19 protein-coding genes and 1 tRNA gene are annotated in these 20,078 nt (G+C 68.0%); 18 read left to right on the top strand and 2 right to left on the bottom strand.

Annotation, left to right across the window (positions count from 1 at the left end):
• Positions 1-22 precede the first annotated feature (22 nt).
• Positions 23-2,191 carry an excinuclease ABC subunit UvrB gene (gene uvrB, locus MCHT01_RS18140; protein WP_067067073.1) on the top strand — a complete coding sequence of 723 codons (2,169 nt, stop codon included), beginning with the start codon at positions 23-25 and terminating at the stop codon, positions 2,189-2,191.
• Between the two features lie 19 nt (positions 2,192-2,210).
• On the opposite strand, the gene MCHT01_RS18145 is transcribed toward uvrB, so the two are convergent.
• Both MCHT01_RS18145 and MCHT01_RS18150 read right to left on the bottom strand, forming a co-directional pair.
• A complete protein-coding gene (locus MCHT01_RS18145) occupies positions 2,211-3,188 on the bottom strand; it encodes a hypothetical protein (protein WP_067067075.1) in 978 nt (325 codons plus the stop codon).
• A 98-nt stretch (positions 3,189-3,286) separates the two neighbouring features.
• Entirely contained in the window at positions 3,287-4,975 is a 1,689-nt protein-coding gene (locus MCHT01_RS18150) for a rhodanese-like domain-containing protein (RefSeq protein WP_084452912.1), read from the bottom strand.
• Positions 4,976-5,163: 188 nt separating this feature from the next.
• Here MCHT01_RS18150 and MCHT01_RS18155 point away from each other — a divergent pair, with 188 nt between their 5' ends.
• The 17 genes from MCHT01_RS18155 (at position 5,164) to MCHT01_RS18235 (ending at position 19,965) form a co-directional block, all read left to right on the top strand.
• Complete coding sequence (locus MCHT01_RS18155; protein ID WP_067067076.1) at positions 5,164-5,625, top strand: low molecular weight protein-tyrosine-phosphatase; 462 nt, start codon at positions 5,164-5,166, stop codon at positions 5,623-5,625.
• 165 nt (positions 5,626-5,790) lie between these two features.
• A complete protein-coding gene (locus MCHT01_RS18160; protein ID WP_067067078.1) occupies positions 5,791-6,324 on the top strand; it encodes a Fe-S cluster assembly transcription factor in 534 nt (177 codons plus the stop codon).
• A gap of 68 nt (positions 6,325-6,392) precedes the next feature.
• Positions 6,393-7,613 carry an IscS subfamily cysteine desulfurase gene (locus tag MCHT01_RS18165; RefSeq protein WP_067067080.1) on the top strand — a complete coding sequence of 407 codons (1,221 nt, stop codon included), beginning with the start codon at positions 6,393-6,395 and terminating at the stop codon, positions 7,611-7,613.
• Between the two features lie 42 nt (positions 7,614-7,655).
• Positions 7,656-8,063 (top strand): Fe-S cluster assembly scaffold IscU, encoded by a 408-nt coding sequence (iscU, locus tag MCHT01_RS18170; protein ID WP_067067082.1) that lies wholly within the window; start codon positions 7,656-7,658, stop codon positions 8,061-8,063.
• A gap of 10 nt (positions 8,064-8,073) precedes the next feature.
• Positions 8,074-8,397 carry an iron-sulfur cluster assembly protein IscA gene (gene iscA / locus MCHT01_RS18175; RefSeq protein ID WP_067067084.1) on the top strand — a complete coding sequence of 108 codons (324 nt, stop codon included), beginning with the start codon at positions 8,074-8,076 and terminating at the stop codon, positions 8,395-8,397.
• A 109-nt stretch (positions 8,398-8,506) separates the two neighbouring features.
• A complete protein-coding gene (gene hscB / locus MCHT01_RS18180) occupies positions 8,507-9,028 on the top strand; it encodes a Fe-S protein assembly co-chaperone HscB (protein WP_067067085.1) in 522 nt (173 codons plus the stop codon).
• An 87-nt stretch (positions 9,029-9,115) separates the two neighbouring features.
• On the top strand, positions 9,116-10,984 hold the full coding sequence (gene hscA / locus MCHT01_RS18185) for a Fe-S protein assembly chaperone HscA (protein ID WP_067067087.1): 1,869 nt from the start codon (positions 9,116-9,118) through the stop codon (positions 10,982-10,984).
• A gap of 46 nt (positions 10,985-11,030) precedes the next feature.
• A complete protein-coding gene (gene fdx / locus MCHT01_RS18190; RefSeq protein WP_067067089.1) occupies positions 11,031-11,369 on the top strand; it encodes an ISC system 2Fe-2S type ferredoxin in 339 nt (112 codons plus the stop codon).
• A gap of 98 nt (positions 11,370-11,467) precedes the next feature.
• Entirely contained in the window at positions 11,468-12,526 is a 1,059-nt protein-coding gene (tsaD, locus tag MCHT01_RS18195; RefSeq protein WP_067067090.1) for a tRNA (adenosine(37)-N6)-threonylcarbamoyltransferase complex transferase subunit TsaD, read from the top strand.
• A 23-nt stretch (positions 12,527-12,549) separates the two neighbouring features.
• The gene (locus MCHT01_RS18200) at positions 12,550-13,923 is read left to right on the top strand and encodes a branched-chain amino acid ABC transporter substrate-binding protein (protein ID WP_148661595.1); all 1,374 of its coding nucleotides are present in this window, start codon (positions 12,550-12,552) and stop codon (positions 13,921-13,923) included.
• Positions 13,924-14,171: 248 nt separating this feature from the next.
• Positions 14,172-14,444: a 30S ribosomal protein S15 gene (rpsO, locus tag MCHT01_RS18205; protein WP_067067092.1), complete on the top strand. Its 273-nt coding sequence runs from the start codon at positions 14,172-14,174 to the stop codon at positions 14,442-14,444.
• A 293-nt stretch (positions 14,445-14,737) separates the two neighbouring features.
• The gene (gene pnp / locus MCHT01_RS18210) at positions 14,738-16,879 is read left to right on the top strand and encodes a polyribonucleotide nucleotidyltransferase (protein WP_067067093.1); all 2,142 of its coding nucleotides are present in this window, start codon (positions 14,738-14,740) and stop codon (positions 16,877-16,879) included.
• Positions 16,880-16,904: 25 nt separating this feature from the next.
• Entirely contained in the window at positions 16,905-17,891 is a 987-nt protein-coding gene (locus tag MCHT01_RS18215; RefSeq protein WP_067067095.1) for an NAD(P)H-quinone oxidoreductase, read from the top strand.
• A gap of 52 nt (positions 17,892-17,943) precedes the next feature.
• Positions 17,944-18,684 carry a triose-phosphate isomerase gene (gene tpiA, locus MCHT01_RS18220; protein ID WP_067067097.1) on the top strand — a complete coding sequence of 247 codons (741 nt, stop codon included), beginning with the start codon at positions 17,944-17,946 and terminating at the stop codon, positions 18,682-18,684.
• 34 nt (positions 18,685-18,718) lie between these two features.
• A complete protein-coding gene (gene secG / locus MCHT01_RS18225; RefSeq protein WP_067067098.1) occupies positions 18,719-19,102 on the top strand; it encodes a preprotein translocase subunit SecG in 384 nt (127 codons plus the stop codon).
• Between the two features lie 134 nt (positions 19,103-19,236).
• A tRNA-Leu gene (locus MCHT01_RS18230) sits at positions 19,237-19,321 on the top strand.
• A 284-nt stretch (positions 19,322-19,605) separates the two neighbouring features.
• Positions 19,606-19,965 carry an NADH-quinone oxidoreductase subunit A gene (locus MCHT01_RS18235; RefSeq protein ID WP_067067100.1) on the top strand — a complete coding sequence of 120 codons (360 nt, stop codon included), beginning with the start codon at positions 19,606-19,608 and terminating at the stop codon, positions 19,963-19,965.
• Positions 19,966-20,078 lie beyond the last annotated feature (113 nt).

Raw genomic sequence — 20,078 nt, forward strand, 5'->3', positions numbered from 1 at the left:
GCGTTGCCCCTGGGAAACCCTGATGAGCCGATCCTCCGCCGCCAAGTCCGAAACCCCCGCCGCCAAAGGGAAAGCCGCCTCTGACGCGGCGGCGGACAGCCCTGTCGCGGCCGAAGCGCCGAAGGGCGAATTCGTTGCTTTCGAAGGCTCTCCCTTCCAGCTGTTCCAGCCTTACCCGCCCGCGGGCGACCAGCCGGCGGCCATCCAGCAGCTGGTCGAGGGCGTCAACGACGGGGAGAGCTTCCAGACCCTGCTGGGCGTGACGGGTTCGGGCAAGACCTTCACGATGGCCAACACCATCGCGCGGCTGGGCCGTCCGGCCATCGTGTTCGCGCCCAACAAGACGCTGGCGGCGCAGCTGTACAGCGAGTTCCGCGAGTTCTTCCCCAAGAATGCGGTCGAGTACTTCGTCAGCTACTACGACTACTACCAGCCCGAGGCCTACGTCCCCCAGCGCGACCTGTTCATCGAGAAGGACAGCGCGATCAACGAGCAGATCGAGCAGTTGCGGCTGTCCTGCACCAAGAGCCTGCTGGAGCGGCGGGACGTGGTGATCGTGGCCTCGGTGTCGGCGATCTACGGCATCGGCAACCCGAGCGACTATCACCAGATGGTGATGACGCTGCGGGTGGGCGACAAGGTCGGCCAGCGCGACGTGATCCAGCAGCTCGCGCGCATGCAGTACACGCGCAACGAGATGGAATTCACCCGCGGCCACTTCCGCGTGCGCGGCGACACCATCGACGTCTTCCCGGCGGAGCACTCGGAGCTGGCACTGCGGATCGAGCTCTTCGATGACGAGGTGGAGGGGCTGACGCTCTTCGATCCGCTGACCGGGCAGATCCGCCAGAAGATCCCGCGCTTCACGGTCTATCCGTCCAGTCATTACGTGACGCCGCGCGACCGCGTGGTGGCCGCGATCGAGACGATCAAGGTGGAGTTGCGCGAACGCGTCGCCTTCTTCATCAAGGAGGGCAAGCTGGTCGAGGCGCAGCGGCTGGAGCAGCGCACCCGCTTTGATCTGGAGATGCTCCAGGAGGTCGGTCACTGCAAGGGCATCGAGAACTACACGCGCCATCTGTCGGGCGCGCAGCCGGGCGATCCGCCGCCCACGCTGGTCGACTACCTGCCGCCGGACGCGCTGATGTTCCTGGACGAGAGTCACGTGCTGATCGGCCAGTTCAGCGCCATGTACAACGGCGACAAGGCGCGCAAGAGCACGCTGGTGGAGTTCGGTTTCCGGCTGCCCTCGGCGATGGACAACCGGCCGCTGAAGTTCGAGGAGTACGAGCGCAAGATGCGCCAGGCCATCTTCGTGAGCGCGACGCCGGGCGATTACGAGAAGCGCCAGGCGGGCGCGGTGGTCGAGCAGCTGGTGCGGCCGACGGGTCTGGTGGATCCGGTGGTGGAGGTGCGGCCGGCGGCGCATCAGGTCGACGACGTGCTGCAGGAGATCCGCGACCGCGTGCAGATCAACGAGCGGGTGCTGATCACGACCCTGACCAAGCGCATGGCGGAGCAGCTCACCGAGTACCTGAGCGACAACGGCGTGAAGGTCCGCTACCTGCATTCGGACGTGGACACGGTGGAGCGGGTCGAGATCCTGCGCGACCTCCGCTTGGGCACCTTCGACGTGCTGGTGGGCATCAACCTGCTGCGCGAGGGCCTGGACATTCCCGAGGTGTCGCTGGTGGCGATCCTGGACGCGGACAAGGAAGGCTTCCTGCGCGCGGAGCGCAGCCTGATCCAGACGATCGGGCGGGCGGCGCGGAACGTGAACGGCAAGGCCATCCTGTATGCGGACCGGATCACCGAGTCGATGAAGAAGGCGATCGGCGAGACCGAGCGCCGCCGCGCCAAGCAGATCCTGTTCAACGAAGAGAACGGCATCACGCCGCGCGGCGTGGTCAAGCGCATCCGCGATCTGATCGACGGCGTCTACAGCGACAAGCCGGGCCGCGACGACGCGAAGGTGATCGCGGACACCGCCGAGGTCGAGGCGATGAGCGAGAAGGACCTGAGCAAGCGCATCACGCAGCTGGAGAAACAGATGCTGGAGCACGCGCGCAATCTCGAGTTCGAGAAGGCGGCGCGGCTGCGCGACCAGTTGGCCCAGCTCAAGGAACAGGCCTTCGGCGGATCGGCGCACGACAACATCGTGGCCATCGCGGCGGGCAAGGGCGGTCGCTGAGCGGCGTGCCGTCGGCGTTTCAGCGGGCGTTGTCGGTGGCCGTGCCCGTCGCGGTGCCGGCCTCCGGCATCGTGGCGTCGGCGAAGCCGGCCAACGGAGCGGGACGTTTCTCGAGCAGCTCCTCGCAGTGCGTGTGCCATCGCGAGCGCGCCCCGTTCGGCGCCTCCCAGGCCTGATAGGCGAGGTAGTTGCCGGCCACGGTCGCCGGCAGCTTGCCCGATTCGCCGAGTTCCAGGATGCGTGCCGGCGTGAGCCGCTCCGCGCCCGGGAACTGGATCACGCGCGGTTCGGTGAGGCTGACCACCTGCCGGAACACGCACTCCGCCGTGGCGTAGGCCAGGAACTCCTCGTGGACGATCTCGAGCGGACCGCCCAGGTTGACCTTCATGTGGAAGTGCAGCAGCTCGTGGGCCAGGGTGCTGACGACCTCGAAGGTCCAGTACCTGTTCCAGTCGCAGCCGGCGTTCTCGTAGAGCGGATAGGCCAGGTGCATGCGGGCCCGGGCCGGGCTCGAGAAGGACACCTGGTAGCCGGCCGAGGATTCCGTCGGAGGAATCAGCTCCAGCTCGACCGTGGGCATCGGGGCATCTCGGTACCACCGGTGCATCAACGGCGCCAACTGGTCCAGGGCTGTCCGCAGCGACTCGCCGAGGGGCTTGCAAGCGCCGTCGCTGGTCTGCAGGCGCTGGAGGACGCGACCTCGGTTCTCGGTCGTCGCCACGAGGTCGATCGTCGCGCCGCCCAGTGATGCGGATATGCCGAGGGGCTGGGTCGGCTGTGCGGGGTGCTTCTCCGCCACGCGCCAGGCGGAGACCGTCATGACCCGCTCGAACGGGAGCCTGACGAAGTGGTAGCTGTTGACCGCCGGACCGCCACCCAGGCCGCTGGGGATCAGGGCATCCGCGACCCAGGGTTGGACGCTGCCGCAGCCGGTGCAGATCAGGGTGAGCGGCAGGGCTGCCAGTCGGAGGCCGCGACGGAGCGAGGGGATCGGCAACGCGAGTTCAGGGTTCGTGATCGAAGGCGTCGAGCGTGCTTGGATTCGCCGCGGATCGCCATGCGATGTTTCCCTGTGCCGGGAGGCCTCGGCGCCCGTCAGTCTTCCTCGATGACCCGGAAGAAGTGGGTGCCGTCGCGGTCCAGTTGGGCGAGCAGGCCGAACTCCCAATCGATGTAGGCCTGCATCGCGGCATGCGGGTGGTCGGTGCCCTCGTAGGGGCGGCGATAGCGATCGTCGCGCGGGAAGGCGAGGCGCGGGTTGGCGGACTCGATCGGGTGGCCGGCGTCGAACCAGGCCGTCGTGCCGCCTTCGAGGACCAGCAGCTCCCGCCCCTCGGCGGCCAGCTCCGCGGCGAGGTCGGCGGCCACGAAGCGCGGCAGCACGCCGAGGTTGCCTGTCAGCACCACGCGCCGCGAGGGCGGGATCACGGTCCGCAGCGCCTCGGCGAGGCGGGCCCGCGGGCTCCACCAGGCGCCGGGAATGTGGCGCACCAGGTAAGTGATGCTCGGCGCGACGTCGATGACGACGGTCTCCGGGCGCTCCCGATCCGCATCGGCGGCGCGCCATTCGGCAAGTCGCGCGGGGGTGACGGTGGCGACGGGAGGCGATTCGGGCTGCGGCGGCAGGTCGGGGCCGGTCGCCGTGTGCGTCGCGGCATCGGGAGGCAGGATCGCCACCTCCCACCCCATTTGCGCCAGCCAGGCGGCCGCCAGCGGCGCGCGGATGCCGTCGTCGTCGCTCAGCACCAGGCGAGCGCCGCGCACCGGCGCGTGGAGGTCGGTCTCCTGGACGAGCTGGCCGCCCGGTGCGTGGCGGAAGCCCGGACGGTGCCCGCGGGCGTACTCGGTGGCGCCGCGGACGTCGAAGCGATAGGTCGTGCGGCGGCTGTCGGCGAGCCATTCGGCCAGCGTCGCGTCGTCGATCCGGCGCACCCGGGCGCGGCGGGCGAGGGCGGTCGCGCCTTCGCGTGCCGCTCCCAGATCGCCGACGGGCGTGTCCTCGTGCGAGCGGCCCTGGCCATGCGCCAACGCGAGCCCCGCCAAGGTCCAGCCGATCGTGCCGTTGCGCAGCGCGTAGACGGGATTCGGCAGGCCCGCGTCGATCAGCGACTGGGCGCCGATCAGGCTGCGCGTGCGGCCAGCGCAGTGGACGACGATGGTCGTCCGGGGATCCGGCGCGAGGTCGCGCGCGCGGCGCACCAGCTCGCCACCGGGCACGCTGATCGAGCCGGGCAGGCTCATGGTCCGGTACTCGTCGAAGCGGCGGGCGTCGAGGAGGACGACGTCGGCGCGCTTCACGACCAGCGCGCGGACCTCGTCCGCGGACAGGGCGGGCGTGTGCCGGCGCGCCTCGACCAGCTCGCCGAAGGCCTTGCTCGGCACGTTGACGTCGCGGAACAGCTCCAGCCCCGCTTCGCGCCAGGCATCCAGGCCGCCGGCGAGCAGCGCCACGTCGGTGTAGCCCAGCGCTTGCAGCTTGCGCGCGGAAGGTGCCGCCACGCCCTCGCCGTCGTCGTAGACCACGATGGGTACGTCGCGGCGCGGCAGGCGGCCCCAGGCGTCGAGTTCCAGCCGGGAGGCGGCGAGGTTCGCCGCCCAGAGGGGATGGCCAGTGGCGTAGGCCGCTTCGCCGCGGACGTCCAGCAAGGCGATCTCCACCCGGGCGAGCAGCGCGGCGCGGACATCGGCGACGGTGCGGGTGGGTAGCGGCGCGGGGTGGCTCGGCGCGGTCGGGCGCGCGAGCTCCGGCGTCGTGGTCGGGGAGTCGGTGTTCAGGACGGACATGGCTTCGGTCTCGGGCGCGAGCGGGATTGGGGGGAGGGCCTCAGGCTAGGGCTCCGCGCCCCCAGTCGAAACGAAGCAAAGCGAGGATCCTTAGAAGTGGCGCATCGCCTCGTGCCCGTGAGCGCGCCGCTTCTGGCATCGCCCGCGCGCCGGGTGGGTGTTTCCTCGGACAGCGACAATCCTGGCCCATGTCCGATCTCTCGATCCTCTTCATCTGTTCAGGGAATATTTGCCGCTCTCCCACCGCCGAGGGTGTATTGCGGCATCAGCTGGAGGCCATGGGCCTGAGTGACCGGGTGCGGATCGATTCGGCGGGCATCCAGGGCTGGCATGCGGGCGAGGCGCCCGACGAGCGCTCCCAAGACCACGCCCGGCGCAGGGGTTATGAGCTCTGCGATCAACGGGCGCGCGCCCTGCGCCCCGACGATGTCGAGCGCTTCGATCTGCTCGTCGCGATGGACGCCGGTCACCTGCGGGAGCTGCGCCGCCGCTGTCCTGCTGCGCTGCAGCACAAGATCTCGCTCCTCCCGGGGGAGGTGGAGATCCCGGATCCCTATTACGGGGGACCGGAAGGCTTCGAGCGGGTGCTCGATCTGATCGAGCAGGGCTGCCGGGGCCTAGCGCAAATCGTCGCCGCGCGCCTGTGTTGAGCCGACCTCCGCGACCCGGTCGGGGGTAACCCGAGCAGGCTCTGTCTTAATTGAGTAAAATGCTCGGACATTGCAGGGGGAAACCCTGCTCCGTGAGTCGACCCGGCACCCGCCGAGCCGCCGCCTCCATGTCCTGAAGCCCATTGGGCACCAAGGAGAAGTTCGATGCGTCTCACCACCAAAGGTCGTTTTGCCGTCACCGCGATGATTGATCTGGCCCTGCGCGAAAACAGCGGCCCCGTCGCGCTGGCGGCGATCAGCCAACGCCAGCAGATATCGCTGTCCTATCTGGAACAGCTGTTCGGCAAGCTGCGCCGGCATCAGCTGGTCGAGAGCACCCGCGGCCCTGGCGGCGGCTATTCGCTGGGCCGTCGCTCCGATGAGATCACCGTCGCCGACATCATCGTCGCCGTCGACGAGCCCATCGACGCCACCGGCTGCGGCGGCAAGGAAAACTGCATGGGCGACGACAACGGCCGCTGCATCACGCACGACCTGTGGACCGCCCTGAACAACAAGATGATCGAGTTCCTGGACTCGGTGACGCTGCGCAAGCTGGTCGACGACCAGCTCGCCAAGGGCGTGACCGTCGAGGAGGCGCCCGTCAAGCGCGCCATCTCCAGCGCCCCGGTCGTCAAGCCCATCCGCATCACCGCGCCGAACTCCGTGTTCGCGCTCGGCAATGCGATGAGCAAGTAAGCCGGCCCTGGTCCCGAACCCCGCCCGGCATCCCGATTGAATCAGTAGTCGACAAGAAGAACGTTCCCATGGACATGACCCCGCACTTCCCCATCTACATGGACTACGGCGCGACGACGCCGGTGGATCCGCGCGTCGTCGACGCGATGATCCCGTGGTTGCGCGAGCACTTCGGCAACCCGGCCTCGCGCAGCCATGCCTGGGGCTGGGAGGCGGAAGAGGCCGTGGAGAAGGCCCGGGGCGAGGTCGCCAAGCTGATCAACGCCGATCCGCGCGAGATCGTCTGGACCTCCGGCGCGACCGAGTCCAACAACCTGGCCATCAAGGGCGCGGCCAACTTCTACCAGTCCCGCGGCAAGCACCTGATCACCGTCAAGACCGAGCACAAGGCCGTGCTGGACACGACCCGCGAGCTGGAGCGCCAGGGCTTCGAGGTGACCTACCTCGACGTCAAGGAAGATGGTCTGCTCGACCTGGACGTGCTCAAGGCGGCGATCCGCCCGGACACCATCCTGATCTCGGTCATGTTCGTGAACAACGAGATCGGCGTGATCCAGGACATCCCGGCCATCGGCGCGCTGTGCCGCGAGAAGGGCATCATCTTCCACGTCGACGCCGCGCAGGCCACGGGCAAGGTCGAGATCGACCTGAACACGCTGCCCGTCGACCTGATGAGCCTGGCCTCGCACAAGAGCTACGGCCCCAAGGGCATCGGCGCGCTGTACGTGCGCCGCAAGCCGCGCGTGCGCCTGGAAGCCCAGATGCACGGTGGCGGCCATGAGCGCGGTCTGCGCTCGGGCACGCTGCCCACGCACCAGATCGTCGGCATGGGCGAGGCCTTCCGCATCGCCCGCGAGGAGATGGCCACCGAGCTGCCCCGCATCAAGGCGCTGCAGCAGCGTCTGTTGGACGGCCTGAAGGACATCGAGCAGGTCTTCATCAACGGCGACCTTGGGCGCCGCGTGCCCCACAACGTCAACGCCTCGTTCAACTACGTCGAGGGCGAGTCGCTGATCATGGGCATCAAGGGCATCGCCGTGTCCTCGGGCTCGGCCTGCACGTCCGCCAGCCTGGAGCCCAGCTACGTGCTGCGCGCCCTGGGTCGCAGCGACGAGCTGGCGCATTCGTCCCTGCGCATGACGATCGGCCGTTTCACGACCGAGGAAGAGATCGATTACGCCGTCTCCCTGCTGAAGGACCGCGTGGCCAAGCTGCGCGAACTGTCCCCGCTGTGGGACATGTACAAGGACGGCGTGGACATCAGCACCATCCAGTGGGCCGCGCACTGACGCGCCCGCTGCCCCCCGAACAAGAGACGTTGGAGAACTGACATGGCATACAGCGACAAGGTCATCGACCATTACGAGAACCCCCGCAACGTGGGCGGCTTCGACAAGGGCGACGAGTCGGTCGGCACCGGCATGGTCGGCGCCCCGGCCTGCGGCGACGTGATGAAGCTGCAGATCAAGGTCAACCCGGCCACGGGTCTGATCGAGGACGCCAAGTTCAAGACCTACGGCTGCGGCTCGGCGATCGCGTCGAGCTCGCTGGTCACCGAGTGGGTCAAGGGCAAGACCCTGGACCAGGCGCTGTCGATCAAGAACAACCAGATCGCGGAAGAGCTGGCCCTGCCGCCGGTGAAGATCCACTGCTCGATCCTGGCCGAGGACGCCATCAAGGCCGCCGTCGACGACTACCGCGCCAAGCACGGTCAGACCGCCGACGTCGCCACCGCCTGAGGTCCGCCCGATGTCCGTCACCCTGACCGAAGCCGCCGCCCGTCACGTCACGCGATACATCGCCAAGCGTGGCCGGGGTGTCGGCGTGCGCCTGGGCGTGAAGACCACCGGCTGCTCGGGCCTGGCCTACAAGCTGGAGTACGCCGATGAAGTGGCGCCCGAGGACGTGATCTTCGAGGGGCATGGCGTGAAGGTGCTGATCGACCCCAAGAGCCTCCCGTACCTGGACGGCACCGAGCTGGACTTCGTCCGCGAGGGCCTGAACGAGGGCTTCAAGTTCCGTAATCCTCGCGAGAAGGACCGCTGCGGCTGCGGCGAATCGTTCCGCATCTGAGGTCGGCGGCGAACGAGGGCGCGGCCGGGTGCCGCGCCTTTTCATTGGCGCGCTGGGATCGCGCCTTTTTCGAGGGGCGCCGTCTGACGCCGTTGGAGCGACTGGGTTCATGAAACTCGACGACGACGATTTCAGTTTGTTCGGCTTGCCGCAGCGCTTCGCGCAGGACGGCGCCGAGATCGCGCAGCGCTGGAAGGCGCTGGCGGCCAAGGTGCATCCGGACCGTTTCGCCGCGGAGGGGGCGGCCTCGCAGCGCCTGGCCATGCAATGGGCGCTGCGTGTCAACGAGGCGCATCAGCGCCTGCGCGACCCGCTCAAGCGCGCCTCGTATCTCTGCGAACTGCGCGGAGCGCCCATCCAGGCCAACGAGAACACCCGCATGCCGGCGGCGTTCCTGATGGAGCAGATGGAATGGCGCGAATCGCTCGACGAGGCGAAGACGCCTGAGGCCATCCTGGCCATCGACCAGCAGGTCGCCGACCGAGAGCGCGCCTTGCTCGCGAAGGCGGGACGTCAGCTCGACGACGAGAACAACGCGCCCGGCGCTGCGGAATCCGTGCGCGCGCTGATGTTCCTGACCCGATTCCGTGCCGACATCGATCGACGCCTGGAGGCGGCCGAGACCTCCTGATCGGGGTCCTGCCCGGCCCTCGCATGACCTGATCCCTCGAGCTCCCGATCTCCTGATCCCGACATTCGAAGAACAAGACAAGACACCATGGCCCTGCTGCAAATCTCCGAGCCCGGCGCGTCGCCCGATCCGCATCAGCGTCGCATCGCCGTGGGCATCGACCTGGGCACGACCCATTCGCTGGTCGCCGCGATGCGACATGGCGTCTCCGAGTGCCTGCCCGACGATCAGGGGCGCGTGGTCCTGCCGTCGGCCGTGCGCGTGATGCCCGAGGGGCGCCGTCAGTTCGGCTTCGACGCGCTGGCCGCGCAGGCCGAGGACCCCGAGAACACCATCGTCTCGGTCAAGCGCTTCATGGGCCGCCGCGTCGAGGACATCGCCAACCGCGAGAAGCTGCCGTACCGCTTCGAGGACACGCCGGGCATGCTGAGCCTGGCCACGCGCGAGGGTCTGAAGTCGCCCGTGGAGATCTCCGCCGAGATCCTGGCGACGCTGCGCCAGCGCGCCGAGGACACCTTCAACGACGACCTGTTCGGTGCCGTCATCACGGTGCCCGCCTACTTCGACGACGCGCAGCGGCAGGCCACGAAGGACGCCGCGCAGCTCGCGGGCCTGAACGTGCTGCGCCTGATCAACGAGCCGACCGCCGCCGCGATCGCCTACGGGCTGGACAACGGCAGCGAAGGCCTCTACGCCGTCTACGACCTGGGTGGTGGCACCTTCGACATCTCGCTGCTGCGCCTGACCCGGGGGGTGTTCGAGGTCGTGGCGACTGGCGGCGATGCGCAGCTGGGCGGCGACGACTTCGATCGCCTGCTGGCCGACTGGGCGCTCGCGCAAGCGGGGCTGAGCATCACGACCGCCGCGGACAAGCGTCGCGTGCTGGTAGCCGCCCGCCAGGCCAAGGAAGGTCTGACCGACCACGAGCGAGTGACGCTGGGCGCCGCGCTCGATGCCGGCGCGCTGAGCGTCGAGGTCTCGCGCACGCAGTTCGACGAGCTGGCGCTGCCGCTGGTCAACAAGACGCTGACGGCGGTGCGCCGCGTGCTGCGCGACGCCAAGGTCGCCGCGGACGAGGTGCAGGGCACGGTGATGGTCGGCGGCTCCACCCGCATGCCCATCGTGCGCCGCGTCGTCGGCGAGCTCTTCGGCCGCGAGGTGCTGACCAATCTGAATCCCGACGAGGTCGTGGCGCTGGGCGCCGCCGTGCAGGCCAATCAGCTCGCCGGCAACAGCGCCGACGGCGAGATCCTGCTGCTGGACGTGATTCCGCTGTCCCTCGGTCTGGAGACCATGGGTGGCCTGGTCGAGCGCATCATCGAGCGCAACGCCACCATCCCCGTCGCGAAGGCCCAGGACTTCACCACCTTCAAGGACGGCCAGACCGCGCTGGCGGTCCACGTGCTGCAGGGCGAGCGCGAGCTGGTGAGCGAATGCCGCTCGCTGGCGCGCTTCGAGCTGCGCGGCATTCCGCCGATGGCCGCGGGCGCCGCGCGCATCCGTGTGAGCTTCCAGGTGGACGCCGACGGCCTGCTCAGCGTGTCCGCGCGCGAGCTGGGCTCGGGCGTCGAGGCCTCGGTGCAGGTCAAGCCGAGCTACGGCCTGGCCGACGAGCAGATCGCCACGATGCTGCGCGAGGGCTTCGCCAGCGCTGAATCCGACATGGCCGCGCGCAAGCTGCGCGAAGCCCGCGTCGAGGCCGAGCGCATGATCCTGGCGACGCAGTCCGCGCTGCGCGCCGACGGCGACCTGCTCAGCGACGCCGAGCGTGCCGAGATCGCCGCGTTGCAGTCGGACCTGCTGGCCAAGGCGCAAGCCGAGGATGCGGTCGCGAACGCCGACGCCATCGACGCCGCCGTGGAGGCTCTGGCCAAGGGCACCGAGGCATTCGCCGCCGCGCGCATGAACCGCGGCATCCAGCAGGCCCTGACCGGCCGCAGCATCGATCAGGTCTGAGCGCCAGCCGACGCGCACGCCTCGCCGCCAGCATCAAGGACATCCCATGCCCGTCATCAAGATCCTTCCCCATCCCGAATACGCCCCCGAAGGCAAGACCATCGAAGCCCCGTCCGGCACGACGATCTGCGAGGCGCTGCTCGACAACCACGTGGACATCGAGCACGCCTGCGACCAGGTCTGCGCCTGCACGACCTGCCATGTGATCGTGCGCGAGGGCTTCGCGTCCTTGTCCGAGATGGAGGAGAACGAGGAAGACATGCTGGACCGTGCCTGGGGTCTGGAGCCCAACTCGCGCCTGTCCTGCCAGGCCATCCTCTCCAACAAGGACGTGACCGTCGAGATCCCGAAGTACTCGATCAATCACGCCAAGGAGAATCATTGAACTGGACGGCCTGCTCGCCGGTCCTCCGGCGGGTGGTCGCGGTGGCGTCTCCGGCGCGTGAGCCGGCGGACCCGAAGAAGCGGAATCACTGATCCCCCATGCGCGTTCTCGGCATCGAATCCTCCTGCGACGAAACCGGCGTGGCGCTGGTCGACGCCTCCGGCGACGGCGTGCCGGCGCTGCTCGCGCATGCGCTGCACAGCCAGATCTCGATGCACCAGGCCTATGGCGGCGTGGTGCCCGAACTGGCCTCGCGCGACCACATCCGCCGCGTGCTGCCGCTGACGCGCGAGGTGCTCGACAGCGCCGGCCTTTCGCTGGCCGACGTCGACGTCGTCGCCTACACGCAGGGGCCGGGCCTGGCGGGCGCGCTGCTGGTCGGCGCGGGCGTCGCGGCCTCGCTGGGCGCGGCGCTGGATCGGCCGGTGATGGGTGTCCATCACCTCGAGGGCCATCTGCTCTCGCCCTTCCTCTCGGCGGATCCGCCGGAGTTTCCTTTCGTCGCGCTGCTGGTCTCGGGCGGTCATACGCAACTGATGCGGGTCGATGACGTCGGCAGCTACGAGCTGCTCGGCGAGACCATCGACGACGCCGCCGGCGAGGCCTTCGACAAGTCGGCCAAGCTGCTGGGATTGCCGTATCCCGGCGGGCCGCATCTGTCGAAGCTCGCGGAGCAGGGCAGTGCCGAGGCGTTCGCGCTGCCGCGCCCGCTGTTGCACAGTGGCAAGCCGGATTTCAGCTTCGCCGGTCTGAAGACGGCCGTGCTGACGCAGGTTCGCAAGCTGGAGGCGCAGCCCGGCGGGATCACCGAGCCGCAGCGCGCCGACCTGGCCGCGTCGACGCAGGCGGCGATCGTCGAGGTGCTGGTCAAGAAGGCGCTGCTGGCGCTCAAGGAGACCGGTCTCAAGCGCCTGGTCGTGGCCGGGGGCGTCGGCGCCAACAGGCATCTGCGCGAGCAGCTCAACGCGGCCTGCGAGAAGCGCCGTGTGCGCGTGCACTATCCCGAGCTGCATCTGTGCACCGACAACGGCGCGATGATCGCGCTCGCGGCCGCGTTGCGCCTGCAGCGCGACATGGCGAACCTCACCCGTGGCGGCGGCTTCGAGGTGAAGCCGCGATGGGATCTGTCGCAGATCGCCGGCCCGTCTCAGCTGTGATGCGCGAGGCGAGGAGGGCGGCGATGCGGGCCGCCGCGATGGCCATGGCCTTGGCTGCCCTGTCCGTCGTGACGCCATCGGGTGCGATCGCATCGACCGCCGCCTCTGCTGCTGCTGCTGCTGCTGCGGTCGATCCCGCCGCGGCGGCGACGGGCGCCCGGATGACCTCCGTTGCCGTCGGCGCCACCGGCGCGAAGGCGCCGATCCGGCTCGCGCTGATCGAGGGGCTCTCCGGCCCGCTTGGCAATGGCGGTGAGGCGGTGTTCCGCAACCTCGTCTGGGCGACCGAGCGCGTCAATGCGCGCGGTGGCGTGAAGCTGCCAGGCGGCGCGCGCCGCCTGGAGCTGGTCCGCTTCGACAGCAAGGGCTCCGTCGAGGAGTCGCTGTCCCTGCTGCGCGCCGCGACGGATCAAGGCATCCATGTCGTCCTGCAGGGCAACAGCTCGGCGGTGGCGGGCGCGCTGGTGTCGGCGCTCGACAAGCACAATGCGCGCGAGCCCTCGCGCCGCGCGATCTTCCTGAACTACGCGGCTGTCGATCCCGTGTTGACCGGCGCGCAGTGCAGCTACTGGCATTTCCGCTTCGACGCCAACACCGACATGCGGCTGGCCGCCCTCGTGGAGGTGATCGCGCAGGACCGCGAGCTCAAGCGGCTCTATCTGATCGGCCAGGATTACAGCTTCGGCCAGCATCTGCGCGAGCAGGCGAGGGCGATGCTCGCCAAGCGGCGACCGGACCTGGAGATCGTCGGCGACGAGCTGCACCCGCTGGGGCGGGTGAAGGACTTCATGCCCTACGCCACCAAGATCCGCGCCAGCGGGGCGCAGGCGGTGCTCACGGGCAACTGGGGCAATGACCTGACGCTGCTGATCAAGGCGGCGAAGGACCTGGGCCTGCCGACGCGCTTCTACACCTTCTATGGCAATGCCCTGGGCGTGCCTGGGGTGCTGGGCGAGGCGGGCGTCGATCGGGTGCTCGCCGTCGCGGAATGGCATCCGAATGTCGGCACGGCCGACTCGGAGCGCTTCTATGCCGCCTTCCGCCAGCGCTTCCCGCGGCCGCAGGATGACTACCTGCATGCGCGCATGCAGCTGATGGTCGAGATGCTGGTCGCCGCGATGGAGAAGGCCGGTGGCGACGATCCGGCGGCGGTGGCCAAGGCGCTGGAGGGGCTCAGGCTCGACGGTCGAGCGCTGGGCATCGCCCATCAGGGTTGGATGCGCCCGTCGGACCATCAGGTCCAGCAGCCGCTGTACGTCAGCGTCATGCGCCGCGCGGGCGATGCCGGGACGCCGCACGACAACGAGGGCTCCGGTTACGGCTTCCGCACGCTGCGCTACCTGGAGCCGTCGCAGGCGGAGCTGCCGTCGACATGCCGCATGGTCCGTCCCCAGTGAGGTGGGGCGGGCGGGCGCTTGCTCGCATGGATCTCCCGAGGGTGGTTCATTTGGTCGACCTGTTCCCATCGGATATACTCCGAGAGTTTTTCGCCCGCACCTCCCCGGGGCAGGCAAGGAACAACGAGCACGGCACGGGTCGGTTTCACCTGTGACCGCAAGTCCAACCTCGGAAACCGTCTGCGCACTTGACGCCCCTTGGGCCATGCCGGCGGACCTTCCGAATCATTCCGGAACAAGGAACGCACATGTCCACCAATTTCGACCAAGCCAAGGCAGAGATCGTCAAGGCCAACGCCCGCAGCGCCAACGACACCGGCTCTCCGGAAGTCCAGGTCGCCCTGCTGACCGCCCGCATCAACGAGCTGACCCCCCACTTCAAGCTGCACGCCAAGGACCACCACGGCCGTCGCGGTCTGCTGAAGATGGTCAACCAGCGCAAGAGCCTGCTGGCCTACCTGAAGAACAAGGACGCTGACCGCTACACCGCCCTGATCCAGAAGCTGGGTCTGCGCAAGTAATCGGCGCATGAATGCAAAGAGCCTGATTGGTCTGATTCCAACAGGCTCTTTGTCGTTTCTGCGCGGCCCCGCTTTTTGCTGAGCGGGGCGGCCAGGAAACAGGCTTGAACCGGTCGACTCGCCGGTTCTCAAAACAAACGGAGTCGGGCTGACGTGGCGCTGCTGTGTCATTCCAACGCGCTTGCCGGGTGTCCCGGCAGGGCAGGCGCTCTGGAATGGCATCCCGCCAAACCCAGCTTCACTCCCGGTCCCGAGCCGCGCCGCAAGCGGCCGTTCAACTGTGGAGAACACGAATGAGCATGTTCAACAAGGTCGTCAAGACGTTCCAATGGGGCGAGCATCAGGTCGTGATGGAGACCGGCGAGATCGCCCGTCAATCGTCCGGCGCCGTGCTGGTGAACATCGAGGACACCGTGGTGCTGGCCACCGTCGTCGCCAAGTCCGCCCCCAAGGCCGGCCAGGACTTCTTCCCCCTGACCGTCGACTACATCGAGAAGACCTACGCCGCCGGCAAGATCCCCGGCAGCTTCTTCAAGCGTGAAGGCCGTCCGAGCGAACTCGAGACCCTGACCTCGCGCCTGATCGACCGCCCGATCCGCCCGCTGTTCCCCGAAGGCTTCTTCAACGAAGTCCAGGTCGTGGTGCACACGGTGTCGCTGAATCCTGAAGTCCAGGCCGACATCGCCGCCCTGATCGCCACCAGCGCCGCGCTGGCCATCTCCGGCATCCCGTTCAACGGCCCGATCGGCGCCGCCCGCGTGGGCTACGTCAACGGCGAGTACGTGCTGAACCCGGGCAAGACCGCGCTGCTGGACTCCAAGCTGGACCTGGTCGTCGCCGGCACCGAAGCCGCCGTGCTGATGGTCGAGTCGGAAGCCGATCAGCTGAGCGAAGACATCATGCTGGGCGCCGTGACCTACGGTCACGACCAGGGCAAGATCGCGATCGCCGCGATCAACGACCTGGTCCGCGAAGCCGGCAAGCCGTCCTGGAACTGGACCGCCCCCGCCAAGGACGAGGCCTTCATCGCCAAGGTCACCGCCCTGGCTGAAGAGAGCCTGCGCGCCGCTTACCAGATCCGTTCGAAGCAAGCCCGTACCGAGGCCTGCCGCACCGCCTACTCGAAGGTCAAGGAAGCCCTGACCGCCGAAGGCGTCGCGTTCGACGGCGTGGAAGTCGACGGTCTGCTGTTCGAGATCGAAGCCCGCATCGTGCGCGGCCAGATCCTGGCCGGCGAGCCCCGCATCGACGGCCGCGACACGCGCACCGTGCGCGCCATCGAGATCCGCAACAGCGTGCTGCCGCGCGCTCACGGCTCGGCCCTGTTCACCCGTGGTGAGACGCAGGCCCTGGTCGCCGCGACCCTGGGTACCGACCGCGACGCGCAAGTCATCGACGCGCTGGCCGGCGAGTACTCCGAGCGCTTCATGCTGCACTACAACATGCCCCCGTTCGCCACCGGCGAAACCGGTCGCGTGGGCAGCCCCAAGCGCCGCGAAATCGGCCACGGTCGCCTGGCCAAGCGCGCGCTGGTCGCCGTGCTGCCGACCAAGGAAGACTTCCCGTACTCGATCCGCGTGGTCTCGGAGATCACCGAGTCCAACGGCTCCTCGTCGATGGCGTCGGTCTGCGGTGGCTGCCTGTCGCTGCTGGACGCTGGCGTGCCCCTGAAGGCGCACGTCGCCGGCATCGCCATGGGTCTGATCAAGGACGCCAACCGCTTCGCCGTGCTGACCGACATCCTGGGCGATGAAGATCACCTGGGTGACATGGACTTCAAGGTGGCCGGCACGACCGCTGGCATCACCGCCCTGCAGATGGACATCAAGATCCAGGGCATCACCAAGGAAATCATGCAGGTCGCGCTGGCCCAGGCCAAGGAAGCGCGTCTGCACATCCTGGAGAAGATGGTCGAGGCGATGGGTTCGGCCAATGCAGAGATCTCGCAGTTCGCGCCGCGCCTGTACACGATGAAGATCAATCCGGAGAAGATCCGTGACGTGATCGGCAAGGGCGGCGCCACCATCCGCGCGCTGACCGAAGAGACCGGCACGCAGATCGACATCGCCGAGGACGGCACGATCACCATCGCGTCGACCGACGGCGACAAGGCCGAGCTGGCCAAGAAGCGCATCGAGCAGATCACGGCCGAGGCCGAGATCGGCAAGGTCTACGAGGGCCCGGTCACCAAGATCCTGGACTTCGGCGCGCTGATCAACATCCTGCCGGGCAAGGACGGTCTGCTGCACATCAGCCAGATCGCCCACCAGCGCGTGGAGAAGGTCACCGACTTCCTGAGCGAAGGTCAGATCGTCAAGGTCAAGGTGCTCGAGACCGACGAGAAGGGCCGCATCAAGCTGTCGATGAAGGCGCTGCTGGACCGCGACGCGGCCCCGGCTCAAGCGCCTCGCCACGACGAAGGCTCGGCCGAGTAATCGGCCCCAGGTCACCGAGCGCGTCATGAAGGCGATCGCCATCACCCAGCCCGGCGGACCGGAGGTCCTGCAGCTGATCGAGCGTCCCGATCCCGTCGCCGGGGTCGGGGAATGTCTGATCCGCGTGCAGGCCTACGGCATCAACCGGCCGGACGTGCTGCAGCGCAAGGGCGCCTATCCGGCCCCGGCGGGTGCCAGCGATCTTCCGGGTCTGGAAGTCGCCGGCATCGTCGAGGCGGGTGACGCCCAGGCGCTCGCGGCCGTCGGCCTGAAGGTCGGCGACGCGGTGTGCGCGCTGGTGGCTGGTGGCGGTTATGCGGAGCGCTGTGTCGCGCCGGTGGCCCAGTGCCTGCCGGTGCCGGACGGCTGGAGCATGGTCGAGGCGGCGAGCCTGCCCGAGACCTTCTTCACCGTCTGGAGCAATGTGTTCGAGCGCGCTCGCCTGCAACCGGGCGAGACGCTGCTGGTGCACGGCGGGAGCAGCGGCATCGGCGTCACGGCGATCCAGATCGCCAAGGCGCTGGGCTCGAAGGTGCTGGTGACCGTCGGCAACGCCGACAAGGCCAAGGCCTGTCTGGCGCTCGGCGCCGATGTCGCGATCAACTATCGCGAACAGGACTTCGTCGAGGAGGCGAAGGCCGCGACGGATGGCCGCGGCGTCGACGTGATCCTGGACATGGTCGCCGGCAGTTACGTCGCGCGCAACGTGCAGTGTCTGGCCGATGACGGTCGCGCCGTGATCATCGCGGTGCAGGGCGGTGTGAAGGCCGAGTTCGACGCGGGTCAGGTCTTGCGCCGCCGGCTGACGATCACGGGATCCACGCTGCGTCCTCGGCCGATCGAGTTCAAGGCGGGCATTGCCCGCGCGCTGCGTGAGCGTGTGTGGCCGCTGCTGGCCTCGCGCGCGATCGTGCCGGTGGTCTACAAGCAGCTGCCCGCGTCGGAAGCCGCCGCGGCGCATGCGCTGATGGAATCGGGCGAGCACGTCGGCAAGATCGTGCTGAGCTGGTGATCCTTCGGGGTCGTCGGAGCTCGGAATATTCGGATTCAAGGGAGTTGATCTGATGCGCAAGAAACTGGTGGTCGGCAACTGGAAGATGCACGGCAGCCGTGCGGCCAATGCCGTGCTGCTGGCGGGCCTGAAGGAAGCCGGACCGTGGAATGCCCAGGTGGCGGTCTGCGTGCCGTTCCCCTACATCACCGAGACGGCGCTCGCGCTCACCGGCATGCAGGTCGCGTACGGCGCGCAGGATTGCTCGGCGCATGAGCAGGGCGCCTTCACCGGCGAGGTCTCGTCGGCGATGCTGGCCGATCTCGGCTGCCGCTTTGTGATCGTGGGTCACTCGGAGCGCCGCGCCTACCACGCCGAAAGCGACCAACTGGTCGCCGACAAGGCCAAGGCCGCGCTGGCCCATGGCGTCACGCCCATCGTCTGCGTCGGCGAGACGCTGGTGGAGCGCGAGGCGGGTCGCACGGAAGAGGTGGTCAAGCGTCAGCTGGCCGCGGTCATCCACACGCTGACGCATTGCATCGGCGAGATCGTGGTGGCCTACGAGCCGGTGTGGGCGATCGGCACCGGCCTGACTGCCACGCCAGAGCAGGCGCAGCATGTGCACGCGCTGCTGCGCCAGCAACTGCGCGCGGCCACGCAGAAGGCGGATCAGATGCAGATCCTCTATGGCGGCAGCGTCAAGCCCGACAACGCCACGCAACTGTTCACGCAGCCTGACATCGATGGCGGCCTCATCGGAGGCGCCGCGCTGAAGGCGGCAGATTTCGCGGCGATCTGCCGCGCCGCCGGCTGATCGCCGGCGTTTGGGGTTCCTGGAGAAACAAGCAATGCAAGTGATGATGAATCTGGTGCTGGTGCTGCAACTGGTGGCGGCGCTGGCGATGATCGGCCTGGTGCTGGTGCAGCACGGCAAGGGCGCCGACATGGGCGCGTCCTTCGGCAGCGGCGCCTCGGGCTCGCTGTTCGGTGCCACCGGCAGCGCCAACTTCCTGTCGCGCTCGACCGCGGTCGCGGCGACGATCTTCTTCGTCGCCACGCTGGCGCTGGCCTACATGGGCAGCCATCGTGATGGCGGCATCGGTGGTGGCGCGTCCGCCGGCGAGCAGTTGCTGCAGCGCGCGGCCGAAGCCGCCTCGGCGCCGGCCTCCGCGGCCGCGCTGCCGGGTGCCTCGATTGCTCCGGCTGCTCCCGCATCCGCTGCTTCGAACTGACAGGTGTGGGCGGCTGGCGTAAGCTCCTCGACAAAATCGTCTCGGATCTCTATTGAGTCAAAAAAACCAGTATAGAATTCGAGGCTGTCTGAAACGCGAGCCGTCAAGACAAGGTCACTGAAAGGTGGCGACAAGCCGACGTGGTGAAATTGGTAGACACGCTATCTTGAGGGGGTAGTGGCGAAAGCTGTGCGAGTTCGAGTCTCGCCGTCGGCACCAGAATAAATCGGCCTGCCATGGTCTTCGCGATCTAGCCGGAAAGCCGGATCGATCGAGATCAAGCAGGACGAAGTGCTCTGGAAACCGCATGCGCAACACGTGTGCGATCTTCCGGAGAACTAGGCGGGCGCGGTCCGTGAGCGGTTTGATAATCGCTGGCGGCGCGCCCGTTGCTTTTGCCGAATCGTTGGTCGGCTCGGCCAAAGTTCGGCGACACACTGGGAATCGAATTTGTCACTCGAAAGCGGCAAACTCGGATTCCTGGCATCCAACGAAAGCAAGTCGTGAGCCTGGAACAATACCTGCCCGTCATCCTTTTCATCCTTGTCGGTTGCGGAGTGGGTATCGCCCCGCAAGTGCTGGGCTTCCTGGCCGGCCCGCGTCGCCCTGACGCGGCGAAGAACAGCCCCTACGAGTGCGGCTTCGAGGCCTTCGAGGACGCCCGCATGAAATTCGACGTGCGGTACTACCTCGTCGCCATCCTCTTCATCCTCTTCGACCTGGAAATCGCCTTCCTGTTCCCCTGGGCTGTCTCGCTGCGCGAGATCGGTCCGGCGGGCTTCTGGGCGATGATGATCTTCCTGGGCATCCTCGTCGTGGGCTTCGCCTACGAGTGGAAGAAGGGCGCGCTGGACTGGGAATGACAGGCCCGGCGGCCTGTGAATGCTTCAGGACACGGCGCCCGTTTCGGGCGCGTGTCCGTTAGGGAAGGGCGCTCGCGTCAACACCGCGTGAAGACCTGACCCCCGGATCTCGA

Origin of the sequence: Mitsuaria chitosanitabida ATCC BAA-476 = NBRC 102408, from assembly GCF_001598255.1 — a bacterium.
In the GTDB taxonomy this organism is placed as follows: domain Bacteria; phylum Pseudomonadota; class Gammaproteobacteria; order Burkholderiales; family Burkholderiaceae_C; genus Roseateles; species Roseateles chitosanitabidus.

What these genes read in the sequence shown, in the direction of transcription:
- hscB (WP_067067085.1), top strand. Translation starts at nt 8,507, where the DNA reads ATGAAACTCGACGACGACGATTTCAGTTTGTTCGGCTTGCCGCAGCGC.
- tsaD (WP_067067090.1), top strand. Translation starts at nt 11,468, where the DNA reads ATGCGCGTTCTCGGCATCGAATCCTCCTGCGACGAAACCGGCGTGGCG.
- MCHT01_RS18150 (WP_084452912.1), bottom strand. Translation starts at nt 4,975, where the DNA reads ATGTCCGTCCTGAACACCGACTCCCCGACCACGACGCCGGAGCTCGCG.
- pnp (WP_067067093.1), top strand. Translation starts at nt 14,738, where the DNA reads ATGAGCATGTTCAACAAGGTCGTCAAGACGTTCCAATGGGGCGAGCAT.
- uvrB (WP_067067073.1), top strand. Translation starts at nt 23, where the DNA reads ATGAGCCGATCCTCCGCCGCCAAGTCCGAAACCCCCGCCGCCAAAGGG.
- iscU (WP_067067082.1), top strand. Translation starts at nt 7,656, where the DNA reads ATGGCATACAGCGACAAGGTCATCGACCATTACGAGAACCCCCGCAAC.
- tpiA (WP_067067097.1), top strand. Translation starts at nt 17,944, where the DNA reads ATGCGCAAGAAACTGGTGGTCGGCAACTGGAAGATGCACGGCAGCCGT.
- secG (WP_067067098.1), top strand. Translation starts at nt 18,719, where the DNA reads ATGCAAGTGATGATGAATCTGGTGCTGGTGCTGCAACTGGTGGCGGCG.
- MCHT01_RS18155 (WP_067067076.1), top strand. Translation starts at nt 5,164, where the DNA reads ATGTCCGATCTCTCGATCCTCTTCATCTGTTCAGGGAATATTTGCCGC.
- hscA (WP_067067087.1), top strand. Translation starts at nt 9,116, where the DNA reads ATGGCCCTGCTGCAAATCTCCGAGCCCGGCGCGTCGCCCGATCCGCAT.
- fdx (WP_067067089.1), top strand. Translation starts at nt 11,031, where the DNA reads ATGCCCGTCATCAAGATCCTTCCCCATCCCGAATACGCCCCCGAAGGC.
- MCHT01_RS18200 (WP_148661595.1), top strand. Translation starts at nt 12,550, where the DNA reads ATGCGGGCCGCCGCGATGGCCATGGCCTTGGCTGCCCTGTCCGTCGTG.
- MCHT01_RS18215 (WP_067067095.1), top strand. Translation starts at nt 16,905, where the DNA reads ATGAAGGCGATCGCCATCACCCAGCCCGGCGGACCGGAGGTCCTGCAG.
- iscA (WP_067067084.1), top strand. Translation starts at nt 8,074, where the DNA reads ATGTCCGTCACCCTGACCGAAGCCGCCGCCCGTCACGTCACGCGATAC.
- MCHT01_RS18160 (WP_067067078.1), top strand. Translation starts at nt 5,791, where the DNA reads ATGCGTCTCACCACCAAAGGTCGTTTTGCCGTCACCGCGATGATTGAT.
- rpsO (WP_067067092.1), top strand. Translation starts at nt 14,172, where the DNA reads ATGTCCACCAATTTCGACCAAGCCAAGGCAGAGATCGTCAAGGCCAAC.
- MCHT01_RS18165 (WP_067067080.1), top strand. Translation starts at nt 6,393, where the DNA reads ATGGACATGACCCCGCACTTCCCCATCTACATGGACTACGGCGCGACG.